This window comes from Vibrio sp. V12_P9A6T4 (genome assembly GCF_963874835.1).
GTDB lineage: Bacteria > Pseudomonadota > Gammaproteobacteria > Enterobacterales > Vibrionaceae > Vibrio > Vibrio anguillarum.
The window spans coordinates 45,547-57,388 of record NZ_CAWNJO010000041.1 but is presented as its reverse complement, the minus strand read 5'-3'; the positions used below and the strand labels follow the sequence as shown (position 1 = coordinate 57,388).

The window sequence follows — 11,842 nt, the reverse complement described above, 5'->3', positions numbered from 1 at the left end:
GATCCGGCTGAACATTTAATTCCAAGACTTCACAATCTTTCATATTGCACAAAATATAGATTGAGCGATAAAGCTCTTTACCTACATTCCCTTTCAAGATCTTAAATCTGTATTTCGGTGTCCAAACTATGTGGTATTTGCAACGCCAATATACATGTGATGAACTTCTATAATCGCCCATGTTTTTAGTTTCCTCTTACTTGTGGTGAATAAGAGGTTTACTTCTAGCATGGGCACTCCTTCGGGCAATAGCCCCAAGGTTGAATCACCACCGCCCAAGGCGGTGGTTTAGGGATGACAACAAAAAACGGGCCTAAGCCCGTTTCTTAATGATGTTCTGCATTGAGGAGGTCGTCTTTAGCTGCCGCCAAGTATTGAACCATTGACCAATAGGTCAAAATGGTGGCGATGTATAACGCTGCATAGCCGACCCACACCATCCAATCATCATGACGCCAAATCAGTACCCACAATGCAAACATTTGGGTGAGCGTCTTAACCTTCCCAACCCATGAAACGGCCACACTGGCTCTTTTACCAATTTCCGCCATCCATTCTCGCAACGCAGAAATGATGATTTCACGTGCAATCATTGTCACGGCTGGAATCGTTATCCAGAGACTGTGGTAATGGTCGGTGATCAAGATAAGAGCCGTCGCAACGAGCACTTTATCCGCTACTGGATCGATAAAAGCACCAAAGCGAGAGGTTTGCCCAAGTTTTCGCGCAAGCATGCCATCTAACCAATCGGTAAAACCCGCTACCCAAAACACCATTGCCGCAGCAAAAGGGCCCCAGCCGTAAGGCAGATAGAAAACAACGACAAATACTGGGATAAGGAAAAGTCGTAATAAAGACAAAATATTAGGAATATTCAAACGCATATTTATAGGCTCTTATCGATTGCGCGGTTATGTTGCGTTATTTTTCTTATTGTTTCAATGCTTGATAAATGTTTTCAGCTAAAGAATGGCTAATACCGGGCACTTTGGCGATTTCTTCAACAGTGGCTCTTTTTAGCTCTTGCAGCCCTCCCATATATTTCAGCAGTGCTTGCCGGCGTTTAGGCCCAACCCCTTCTATGCCTTCCAATGTACTGGTACGCCGTGTTTTACCTCGTTTGGCTCTATGCCCAGTAATGGCGTGATTATGACTTTCATCGCGAATATGCTGAATCAAATGCAAAGCTGGCGCATCACTTGGCAGGTTAAATTCATCGCCATCGGTTGTAATCAACGTTTCTAGCCCCGGTTTGCGGGTAACACCTTTGGCGATACCAATCATCACTGGTCTTTTCGGCCAATCTTGCCAATGGCTGGAGATGATCTGCAAAGCTCGATTCAATTGCCCTTTACCACCATCAATGAAAATGACATCGGGGATTTTTTCCACGTCAAGCTGCTTGGAATACCGCTTATCTAACACTTGTCCCATTGCAGCGTAATCATCCCCACCAGTAATTCCCGTGATGTTATAACGGCGGTATTCTGGTTTAACAGGCCCTTCTTGGTTAAATACCACGCATGAGGCGATCGTACTCTCTCCCATGGTGTGCGAAATATCAAAACACTCTATACGCTCTATGCTATCCAACCCTAAAACAGCTTGAAGTGCTTTAAAACGCTGGTTGATCGTCATTCTATGGTTAATTTTAGCCGTTATTGCGCTCAATGCATTGGTATTAGCCAATTTTAAATATTGAGCACGCACACCTGTTGGGCTGATGTGGAAAGAAACTTTACGCCCGACCAGGGTCTGTAAGGCTTCTTGCAGCGGCTTTTCATCCTCTAGCAGACCCGCATTTAAGATCACTCGACTTGGGATCGTACGCGCCTCATTGTGACTTAAATAATACTGTCCTAAAAAGCCATCAAACACCTCTTCTTGAGTCGTGTTAGCCGGAATTTTAGGAAAATGGCTACGACTACCCAATATTTTACCTTGGCGGATCATCAAAATATGGATGCAAGCGATGCCATTTTCTTGGGCAAATCCCAATACATCCATGTCATCCATCGTCTCTTCAGAAACAAACTGTTGTTCTTGGACTCTTCGAATGGCTTGGATCTGGTCTCTAAATTTAGCGGCATTTTCAAACTGCAGTGCTTGGCTGGCTTGTTCCATTTTTTGCACTAATGTTTCAAGTACTTGGTTATCTTTGCCTTGCAAAAACAATCGAACATAATTAACCAATTCAGCATACTCTTCATCCGCAATGATATGACTCACACAAGGTGCAGCGCAGCGGCCAATTTGATACATCAGGCAAGGACGAGTCCGGTTGCTATAGACGGTATCTTCACATTGTCTTACCGGAAATATTTTTTGGATGAGGTGTAACGACTCTCGAACCGCACCAGAATCAGGGTATGGACCAAAATACTCACCTTTGCGCTTTTTCGCGCCACGGTGCAACGACAAACGAGGGTGCTTATGCCCACTAATAAAAATATACGGGTAAGATTTATCATCTCGCAGCAGCACATTGTATTTAGGCAAATATTGCTTGATGTAATTATGTTCAAGGATCAACGCTTCCGTTTCAGTGTGAGTAACGGTGACATCAATTTTATCGATATGGCTGACTAACGCGCGCGTTTTCTCACTGTCGATTGTTTTTCGAAAGTAGCTAGAAAGGCGTTTTTTGAGGTCTTTGGCTTTGCCAACATAGATGATATCAGCCTCGGCGTTATACATTCGATAAACGCCGGGCTGATGGGTAACGGTTTTAAGAAAAGCGACCGAGTCGAACAAAGAAGTCACTAAAGCGTCTCTGTGTCTAACATTCCGTGTCGAATAGCTAAATGGGTCAGTTCAACATCACCGCTTATCGCTAACTTACTAAACAGTCGATAGCGATAGCTATTTACTGTTTTGGGGCTAAGACTAAGTTGCTCGGAAATATCCGTCACTTTTTGCCCTTTGGTAATCATCATCATAATCTGCAGCTCTCTTTCCGAGAGATCAGCAAATGGATTGTCAGAAGCTGGCGAGAATTGGCTTAATGCCATTTGCTGTGCGATTTCAGGCGAGATATAACGCTGCCCGCTATTCACAATGCGAATCGCGTTGACCATTTCATCTGGGCCTGCACCTTTGGTTAAATAACCCGCGGCTCCAGCTTGCATCACTTTGGTCGGAAATGGATTTTCCGTATGAACCGTTAACACGATGATTTTCACATCTGGATTAAAGCGCAGAATTTTTTTTGTCGCTTCCAAACCGCCGATACCAGGCATGTTCATATCCATTAAAACAACGTCGACATGATTACTGCGACACCATTTTACTGCTTCTTCACCGCTGTCAGCTTCCCCTACTACGTTCATTCCACGGACGTCTTCAATAATACGTCGTATCCCTGTGCGAACCAGCTCGTGATCATCTACAAGGAAAACACTTATCAAACTTGTATCTCCACACTCATCTATTGGCTCTGCACCCACTGAATCGTGGATAGCAGCATCGCGGCCCACATTAATTAGCTCACAATTGGAAATTAACTCACAATCGGGTAATTAACTTAACATTGGTTTTTACTCACACTGAATATGTGCTCAAACCCCAAATTTGGCAAGTACTTATTTGTTCGGCTAATCATCCAATGAGAATCCATTAACAAATCAAAAGCTTAATTATATTAGCAGAGATGCCGCACGACTTTTACATGATTTTTTGACAAATTTGAACCTAAACATAAAAATGCAACCAGCCTCATAAAAATACAAAACCAAAACAAATCATAAAGTTAAAATGCATACACCATACCAATTAACGGTTATTTCATCTCCATCGCCCGCTTACTCACCTCACTGAAATTCGTTATTTACCTCGTAGCTCTGATATGATGCCCTCCCCCAAGGTTACGACTATTTGGATTTATTACGCTTGGTTATTCAACACGGTTTTTTACTTACTCGCCATGCAAGAGACCTTCATGGCTCGACTCATATTGAGTTGTGGTTGAGTACGCCTCAAGGTCCAACCCAACTGATTATCCGTGGTGAAAAACCCGTTTTCTTCATACCACAGAAAGATGTACCACAAGCGCAAAAATTAGCGTTAGAGCGGCAGCTCTCTATCGAATTAAAAACATTGGATTTGGAAGATTTTGAACATACCCTCCTAGCGGGTTGTTATTGTCAAACGATTCAAACGCATGCTGAGTTTTCGGCACTACTAAAGCAACATCATATTCTGACGTTAGAAGATGATATTAAGCTTGCCGACCGCTTTCTTATGGAGCGTTTTCTTAAAGGCAGCATTGAATTCACTGGACGGCTTACCCAGACGTTTTCCCATTCAAAAATAGAACAGGCGAAATGTCGACCGGGCAACTATCTTCCTCATCTGAAAGTGGTTTCGCTGGATTTAGAATGCTCTGAAAAAGGCATTCTCTACTCGATTGGTTTTGATAGCCCAATGGACAGCCGCGTAATCATGATTGGTGAGCCTGAGCCTTGCGATACCCCAATTCAATGGGTGAAAGATGAATACGCATTGCTCAACGCTCTCATCGATTGGTTCACTGAGTTCGACCCTGATGTAGTAATTGGCTGGAGCGTGATTGATTTTGATTTTCGCTTACTCCATAAAAGAGCCGAGTGGCATAAGTTAAAACTTGCGATTGGTCGCGGCAAACAGCACAGTTTTTTTCGTAGTTCAAACCAGAGTCAGCAAGGGTTTATTACCATTCCCGGGCGAGTAGTGTTGGATGGAATTGATACATTAAAAACAGCCACTTACCAATTTCGTTCTTGGTCATTGGAATCAGTATCAAGGGAGCTCTTAGGTGAAGGAAAAGCGATTCATAACGCCCATGATCGGATGGATGAAATCAACCGTATGTTTAAAAAAGACAAACCTTCACTGGCGAAATATAACCTGCAAGATTGTGTGTTAGTAAATAAAATCTTTGAACATACCCATTTGCTGGATTTCGCCATTGAACGTTCCCGTCTCACGGGTGTGGAGCTAGATCGCGTCGGCGGTTCTGTCGCCGCCTTTACCAATCTCTATTTACCTCAATTGCATCGCGCGGGTTACATTGCGCCTAACTTACACTCCGAACATTGGGTCGCAAGCCCCGGAGGCTATGTGATGGACTCCATCCCTAACCTCTACGACTCTGTATTACTTCTTGATTTTAAAAGCTTATATCCCTCGATCATTCGTTCATTTTTAATTGACCCACTTGGCTTGATTGAAGGGCTAAAAATTCCGCTTGGTAAAGAGGATAACCAAGCGGTAACGGGATTTCGTGGCGGTCAATTTCACCGCACCAAACACTTTCTTCCAGAAATGATCGAGAAATTATGGGCTGCGCGTGATGTGGCGAAAAAGAACAATAACAAAGCCTTTTCACAAGCAATAAAAATCATCATGAACTCTTTCTACGGGGTGCTTGGATCGTCAGGTTGTCGTTTTTTTGATACTCGTTTGGCGTCCAGTATTACCATGCGCGGACACGAGATCATGAAGCAAACTAAAAAGTTAATTGAGGCGCAAGGCTATCAAGTGATTTATGGTGATACCGACTCAACCTTTGTCTCTTTAGGTGGTCAATATTCACAGCAACAAGCGGATCGCGTAGGAAAACAACTGGTTGAACACATCAATCAATGGTGGACGACCCACTTGCGTGAAGAGTACCGATTGGAATCGATGCTGGAATTGGAATACGAAACCCACTACCGAAAGTTTCTGATGCCCACCATCCGAGGTTCAGAAACAGGATCAAAAAAACGCTATGCGGGATTGATCGGTGAAGGCGAAAACGAGCGGCTAGTTTTTAAAGGGCTTGAGAGTGCAAGAACGGACTGGACTCCGCTCGCACAACGCTTTCAGCACCAACTTTATTCGATGATTTTTAATGGTGAAGACCCTGCGGCGTTTATTCGTGAAATCGTTGAGCAAACTCAAACCGGTCAACTCGACCATGAGCTCGTGTACCAAAAACGGTTGCGTCGCAAGCTGCATGAATACCAAAAAAACGTACCACCACAAGTAAGAGCCGCACGACTTGCTGATACGATAAACCAGCAGTTAGGCCGACCATTGCAATATCAAAATCGAGGTCGTATCGAATACCTCATCACACTGAATGGCCCTGAGCCTAAAGAGTATTTAAAAAGTCCTATCGATTATCAGCACTATATTGATAAACAATTGCAGCCAGTCGCAGAAGCCATTTTGCCTTTTGTTGGCTTGAATTTCGAACAGCTCAGCCAGCCACAACTTGGGTTATTTTAAGAAGCACGACGATCTAGCCAGCGGTTAACCAATCCGAAACTCTGTTTTTTGATACTGCTTTGCAAGCCATTGCCCATAACTGTCTAGAATTCCAATCACTGAGCGTTTGGCGATCACTCGTCCAGAGAGCAAAATACCCAATCTCTCAATGTCGATTTTTTTCTCCGGGTGATAACGTAAAAACTGCTGCCCGCATTCGATAGGATCATCAAACCAATTTTTGTCACGATACATAATCAAAGAATAACTGGCGCGCAGTAATTTCTTGGCAATGGCTACTTGCGCCTTGCTCTGTTCGCTTTCAGAACTGGTTTTTGCAATTTTATCACGATAAAAAAAGACCCAATCTGCGATGTCCATATTCCAGTGTTTGGCTATTTCCCAACTGGGTTCGAAATCGCCAAAGCATTCCGCCAAATCATCACCCAAGATACAAACGCAACAATGGCGCAACATAAATCCCCACGTAAAAATGCTCTCTAAAGTGGCTACCTCGCTCACGAGTGCAGTTTTGATCGAGACTTCGGTGATATGTGGGAAACTTTTCTGAAATCGCCATTTTATCGTATTCAGCAGAGTTGCTCGTTGCTCGGAGAAATCACGGTGCGTGACCAACACTACATCCAAATTGGAGCGCCCATAACGCGCAGTTCTACGCGCCACACTGCCATAAAGGTAAAGACTATGTAGATTGTCACCTAACCCGGCACGCAGAAACTTGATGAGATCATCGATAGCCGCTTGATATTCAGCCTGAAAGGGTTGTTTTGGGTCAATAACCGATAAATACATAGCAAAAAGCGTTAGTTAATTTAAGAAAAAGTACACGCGGTCATGTTCTACTATGCAAAGCAATCAATCAAGATATTCCTTTTCGAAAACGGCAAGGTATAATGCGCCGAAACTAAGTATGAAGGAAAAATTCCATGCCAAAGGCGAATGAATTAAAAAAAGGGTTTGCTATTATTTCTGGTGGCAAGACGCTATTGATCAAAGACATCGAAGTGACCACTCCTGGTGGCCGCGGTGGTTCTAAAATCTACAAACTACGTTGTACTGATTTGAACACTGGCGCTCGCGTTGATGAGCGTTTAAAAGCCGATGACTTTGTCGACACCGTTGACATGAACCGCCGTGCGGTTTCGTTTTCTTATGTTGATGGCGATGAGTACATCTTCATGGATAACGAAGACTACACTCAATTTACGTTTAAACAGGCGGATATCGAAGATGAGCTGCTGTTCATCACTGAAGAAATCCAAGGTATGTATGTGGTTGTCGTTGACGGTGTTGCGGTAGCACTAGATGTCCCTTCATCTGTCGAGCTTGTGATTGAAGAGACTGATCCTTCCATCAAAGGTGCTTCAGCTTCTGCGCGTTCAAAACCAGCACGTTTAAGCACTGGTCTTGTCGTGCAGGTTCCTGAATATGTCGCAACTGGCGACCGTATTATTATCAACACCGCTGAACGCAAATACATGAGCCGAGCATAATAATGTCTGATTTGATTTCTTACGACGATGCCATTGATGCGGCTTACGACATCTTTCTTGAAATGGCACCCGATAATCTAGAACCTGTTGATGTCATCCTGTTTACGGCACAATTTGAAGACCGTGGCGCGGCTGAACTGGTTGACGTTGGTGATGATTGGGTTCAACACGTGGGTTTTGACGTCGATAAGGAAGCTTACGCGGAAGTATTGATCGGTCTTGTCAACGAAGAGGACGACGTACTAGACGATGTGTTTGCAAGAATGCTCGTCAGCCGCGACCCAGACCAAAAGTTCTGCCACATTCTGTGGAAGCGTGACTAACCTCATTACTGTTGCTGCGTTTTATAATGAAATCGTCGTGACACTGTCTTGAGGGAAACAGCAATAACGCCAATCGTGATTGATTGGCGTTATTATTTTTAAGCGTGATCTTTTTCCAGAGCTTTCTCTTCAACCAGTTGATAGTGAATGACATACAACTGTTCAATATTGGGATAAATGTCTTGAATCACCTCTTTCAGTGTCGTGAGTGACATATTTTCTTGCTCTGCATGGTAGTGGCTTAATTCGCTAAATAGGATCGGTTCAACCTTATTGATTAACAAGCGGCAGAACTTTCGTCCCTCTTCCAACGTACTCACCTCGACAATAGAGCCAACTTGGTAGTGCTTTTCGCTCTCATCACGAATGGTGATCACTTTCTTTTTCGCCAAAATATCCGCTTCAAAACGAGCGAAAAAAGTCATTTCTGTTGGAGCTGTCATCGTATTTTCTCTTTATTATTTAAACCACAAGTTATCATTTACAACACAGGTTACTATTTACAACACAAGTTACGGCGCCATCTTACCGTGACACTGACCCTTTGTCGTCGATAGCTGCTTCACCAATTCACAGTTTTGGCCGATGATGATCGCAAAGCCTTATCTAAATATTGCATTTCCCAGCGACTTCGTTAATTATTTGTATATTCAAATAAAACTCATCATGCCCATGTCAAGCTCACCACTTTATAGACAAATAAAACAATTTATTTTAGATAACATTGAATCCGGACACTGGCCTGTCGGCCAACGCATAAGCACCGAGCTAGAACTGACCGAGCAATTTAATGTGAGTCGGATGACGGTGAATAAAGCGATACGGGATCTGGTAGCTGATGGAAAACTGCAGCGCCGACCAAGGCTAGGTACTTTTGTTTGCGCTGTAGAAGACAAAGCGGAATCACCGCTACTTGATATTCGTAATATTGCTGACGAGGTCGCTAGCCGAGGGAAGCAATATCGCAGTAAAGTCTTAAAGCAACTTGCGTTAACAGCAGATGAAAGTGTCGCTATCAAACTCGGCGTCATGCTAGGATCTTCTGTTTTTTATAGTGAAATCATTCACTTTGCTAATGACACTCCGATACAACTGGAAATGCGTTGGGTCAATAGCCGCTACGCGCCCCACTATCTTGAACAAAACTTCTCGTTCATGACGCCTAATCAATATCTTTCACAAAACTGCCCATTAAGTGCCATTGAGCACACTGTTGAAGCCATTATTGCCGAGCATCACATCAAACAATTGTTGCAGTTGGCCGTCAATGAACCCTGTTTACTACTTAATCGCCGTACCTGGAGTGGCGATAAGTTAGTCAGCTCTGCACTGCTTTATCACCCGGGCTCGAAATACAAATTAACCTCTAAAGTGATGCTCGACTAACGCTACACATTTCAACATTCGATCACACTTTTGCAACATTCATCTTGCACCGCGTGCGCTTTTGCCTTATTTATTTGTATATACATTTAAATCAGCAGCGTACTAAACGATAACGGTGACAATAAAGATGGATCTAATACTGACCAACGCGCGTATCGTCAGCATGGAACAAGGAGAGCTTGGCTATCAGCCTAGCTCTCCTAAAACTGTGGTGATAAAAGCGGGCAAAATTGACGCCTACTTTGATAGCCACATTCCCATCGCCGCCGCGCCAGAACACAAAGTCATAGATTGCCAAGGCAAGCTTATCACTCCGGGGTTGATAGATTGCCATACTCACCTTATCTATGCCGGTAACCGCGCCAATGAGTTTGAAATGCGCTTGCAAGGTGTTCCCTACCCAGCGATCGCCAAGCAAGGCGGCGGTATTTTATCAACCGTCCACGCCACCCGCACCGCATCCATTGACCAATTGGTTGAGTTGGCACTACCAAGGTTAGAGGGGTTGCTGCGTTCCGGTGTCACATCCGTTGAGATCAAATCGGGCTACGGTTTAACGCTCCATGATGAGATAAAAATGCTCAAAGCGGCTAAGCACCTTGAGGATCATCGCCGCATTAAAGTCGTCACAACACTGCTCGCCGCTCACGCCATTCCGCCAGAATATCAACACCGATCAGACGATTATGTTGAGCATATTTGTCAGGAAATCATCCCTCTGGTGGCCGAACAAAAACTCGCTTCGAGCGTCGATGTGTTTTGTGAATCGATTGGTTTTACGCTGGCACAAACAGAAAAAGTGTTCCAAGCCGCAATTGCGCATGGGCTGCAAGTGAAAGGTCATACCGAGCAATTATCAAACCTAGGGGGAAGCGCTTTAACCGCCCATTACCAAGGTTTGTCTGCCGATCATATCGAATATTTAGATGAGCAAGGTGTGTTTGCACTCGCCCGTTCCAATACCGTGGCAACCTTGCTGCCCGGTGCTTTTTATTTCTTACGTGAAACCCAACGCCCACCGATTGATTTACTGCGTCAGCATCATATTCCAATGGCCATCGCAAGTGATTTCAACCCCGGTACATCGCCGTTTGCTGACCTCACTCTTATTATGAATATGGCGTGCACACTGTTTGGCTTAACCCCCCAAGAAGCCTTACGAGGTGTGACTCAACATGCTGCGCAAGCGTTAGGTTTTGCTGATTCTCGCGGCAAAATTGCCACTGGCTACGATGCCGATCTCGCCATTTGGAATATTAGCCACCCAGCCGATTTAAGTTATCAAGTGGGCGTACCGCGTTTGCATGCACGCGTAGTTGACGGAGCATTGACCTATGAATAACCCTACCCTTAGCAACACTCAGCACAGCTTCGAATGGCAAGGCCGTCACGATGCCGAAGATGGCGAGTTAGGTACACGCGTTCACCATCAAACTCAACGTTGCACCGTCAATACGCTACCCATTCAACAAAACCAAGATGAGAAAGCCATTGCCATTATCGGTTTTGAATGCGATGCGGGGGTGGCCCGCAACAAAGGGCGCATTGGCGCAAAACAGGCCCCCGATGCCATTCGCCAAGCGCTGGCCAACATGGCTTGGCATAAGCACTCTCGCTTTTTTGATCTGGGCAATATTCGCTGTATTGATGATGAACTTGAGCTGGCTCAGCAACAGTGCGCTGATGTGATTGCCCATACGCTTAAACAAACGCCCGTTATCGTACTGGGTGGCGGTCATGAAGTCGCTTGGGCCACGTTTCAAGGCGCAGCGCAATATCTGAGTCAACAAGCCATCAGCCAACCACGAATTGGGATCATCAATTTTGACGCACATTTCGATTTACGTGCTTTTGAGTCAGAGATCGCTTCGGTGCGACCTAGCTCAGGCACTCCTTTTAATCAAATTCATCAATGGTGCGAGCAAAATCAATGGCCATTTCATTACGCTTGCTTAGGTGTAAGCCGAGCAAGTAATACTACTGCACTGTTTCAACGAGCCGATGAACTGGGCGTTTGGTATATGCAAGATAATCAGTTTTCAGCACTGAGCCCGATTGATCATCTGCGTGAACTGCAACACTTCATTGACCAGTGTGACTATCTCTATTTAACGATTGACTTAGATGTCTTTCCAGCTGCAACGGCGCCGGGAGTCAGCGCCCCAGCAGCACGTGGTGTAAGTTATGAAGCGCTTGCCCCTTATTTTGACAAAATTTTCTACCACAAAAATAAGCTGTTAATTGCCGACATTGCCGAATACAACCCGCAATTTGACCAAGACAATCAAACTGCTCGTCTCGCGGCAAGGCTGTGTTGGGATATCGCCAATGCCATGACCGACGATTAATCGCTACACCTCACTAAACCCGATACTGGCACCATAACAA

At 44.6% G+C, this 11,842-nt stretch carries 12 protein-coding genes; 6 read left to right on the top strand and 6 right to left on the bottom strand.

The genetic code is table 11. From position 1 onward, the window contains the following. From tnpA to uvrY, 4 genes are all read right to left on the bottom strand, one after another. The coding region (gene tnpA, locus AACQ42_RS05670) for an IS200/IS605 family transposase (protein ID WP_141195638.1) at positions 1-181 on the bottom strand (181 nt) is incomplete at its 3' end. 145 nt (positions 182-326) lie between these two features. Further along, positions 327-884 carry a CDP-diacylglycerol--glycerol-3-phosphate 3-phosphatidyltransferase gene (pgsA, locus tag AACQ42_RS05665; protein WP_013856615.1) on the bottom strand — a complete coding sequence of 186 codons (558 nt, stop codon included), beginning with the start codon at positions 882-884 and terminating at the stop codon, positions 327-329. A gap of 46 nt (positions 885-930) precedes the next feature. Then, positions 931-2,763 (bottom strand): excinuclease ABC subunit UvrC, encoded by a 1,833-nt coding sequence (uvrC, locus tag AACQ42_RS05660; RefSeq protein ID WP_094165386.1) that lies wholly within the window; start codon positions 2,761-2,763, stop codon positions 931-933. Next, positions 2,763-3,407, bottom strand: coding sequence for a UvrY/SirA/GacA family response regulator transcription factor (gene uvrY, locus AACQ42_RS05655; RefSeq protein ID WP_026028128.1), 645 nt, complete (start codon positions 3,405-3,407; stop codon positions 2,763-2,765). Before uvrY ends, uvrC begins: the two co-directional genes overlap by 1 nt. Before the next feature lie 481 nt (positions 3,408-3,888). Here uvrY and AACQ42_RS05650 point away from each other — a divergent pair, with 481 nt between their 5' ends. After that, positions 3,889-6,252, top strand: a complete 2,364-nt coding sequence (locus AACQ42_RS05650) for a DNA polymerase II (protein ID WP_094165390.1) — start codon at positions 3,889-3,891, stop codon at positions 6,250-6,252. 24 nt (positions 6,253-6,276) lie between these two features. On the opposite strand, the gene AACQ42_RS05645 is transcribed toward AACQ42_RS05650, so the two are convergent. Continuing rightward, positions 6,277-7,044 carry a nucleotidyltransferase gene (locus AACQ42_RS05645; RefSeq protein WP_013856611.1) on the bottom strand — a complete coding sequence of 256 codons (768 nt, stop codon included), beginning with the start codon at positions 7,042-7,044 and terminating at the stop codon, positions 6,277-6,279. 134 nt (positions 7,045-7,178) lie between these two features. On the opposite strand from AACQ42_RS05645, the gene yeiP reads away from it, so the two are divergent. Both yeiP and AACQ42_RS05635 read left to right on the top strand, forming a co-directional pair. Next, complete coding sequence (gene yeiP / locus AACQ42_RS05640; protein WP_013856610.1) at positions 7,179-7,745, top strand: elongation factor P-like protein YeiP; 567 nt, start codon at positions 7,179-7,181, stop codon at positions 7,743-7,745. Positions 7,746-7,747: 2 nt separating this feature from the next. Beyond that, positions 7,748-8,068, top strand: a complete 321-nt coding sequence (locus AACQ42_RS05635) for an HI1450 family dsDNA-mimic protein (RefSeq protein WP_017048043.1) — start codon at positions 7,748-7,750, stop codon at positions 8,066-8,068. A gap of 98 nt (positions 8,069-8,166) precedes the next feature. Here AACQ42_RS05635 and yqfB read toward each other — a convergent pair whose 3' ends face one another. Further along, positions 8,167-8,511 carry a N(4)-acetylcytidine aminohydrolase gene (yqfB, locus tag AACQ42_RS05630; RefSeq protein ID WP_010319023.1) on the bottom strand — a complete coding sequence of 115 codons (345 nt, stop codon included), beginning with the start codon at positions 8,509-8,511 and terminating at the stop codon, positions 8,167-8,169. A 229-nt stretch (positions 8,512-8,740) separates the two neighbouring features. On the opposite strand from yqfB, the gene hutC reads away from it, so the two are divergent. From hutC to hutG, 3 genes are all read left to right on the top strand, one after another. Further along, positions 8,741-9,454 carry a histidine utilization repressor gene (hutC, locus tag AACQ42_RS05625; RefSeq protein ID WP_094165388.1) on the top strand — a complete coding sequence of 238 codons (714 nt, stop codon included), beginning with the start codon at positions 8,741-8,743 and terminating at the stop codon, positions 9,452-9,454. 127 nt (positions 9,455-9,581) lie between these two features. Beyond that, on the top strand, positions 9,582-10,796 hold the full coding sequence (hutI, locus tag AACQ42_RS05620; protein WP_094165384.1) for an imidazolonepropionase: 1,215 nt from the start codon (positions 9,582-9,584) through the stop codon (positions 10,794-10,796). Continuing rightward, positions 10,789-11,802, top strand: a complete 1,014-nt coding sequence (gene hutG, locus AACQ42_RS05615; protein ID WP_094165382.1) for a formimidoylglutamase — start codon at positions 10,789-10,791, stop codon at positions 11,800-11,802. Before hutI ends, hutG begins: the two co-directional genes overlap by 8 nt. Positions 11,803-11,842: the final 40 nt, after the last annotated feature.

What these genes read in the sequence shown, in the direction of transcription:
- pgsA (WP_013856615.1), bottom strand. Translation starts at nt 884, where the DNA reads ATGCGTTTGAATATTCCTAATATTTTGTCTTTATTACGACTTTTCCTT.
- hutC (WP_094165388.1), top strand. Translation starts at nt 8,741, where the DNA reads ATGTCAAGCTCACCACTTTATAGACAAATAAAACAATTTATTTTAGAT.
- hutG (WP_094165382.1), top strand. Translation starts at nt 10,789, where the DNA reads ATGAATAACCCTACCCTTAGCAACACTCAGCACAGCTTCGAATGGCAA.
- yqfB (WP_010319023.1), bottom strand. Translation starts at nt 8,511, where the DNA reads ATGACAGCTCCAACAGAAATGACTTTTTTCGCTCGTTTTGAAGCGGAT.
- hutI (WP_094165384.1), top strand. Translation starts at nt 9,582, where the DNA reads ATGGATCTAATACTGACCAACGCGCGTATCGTCAGCATGGAACAAGGA.
- yeiP (WP_013856610.1), top strand. Translation starts at nt 7,179, where the DNA reads ATGCCAAAGGCGAATGAATTAAAAAAAGGGTTTGCTATTATTTCTGGT.
- AACQ42_RS05635 (WP_017048043.1), top strand. Translation starts at nt 7,748, where the DNA reads ATGTCTGATTTGATTTCTTACGACGATGCCATTGATGCGGCTTACGAC.
- AACQ42_RS05645 (WP_013856611.1), bottom strand. Translation starts at nt 7,044, where the DNA reads ATGTATTTATCGGTTATTGACCCAAAACAACCCTTTCAGGCTGAATAT.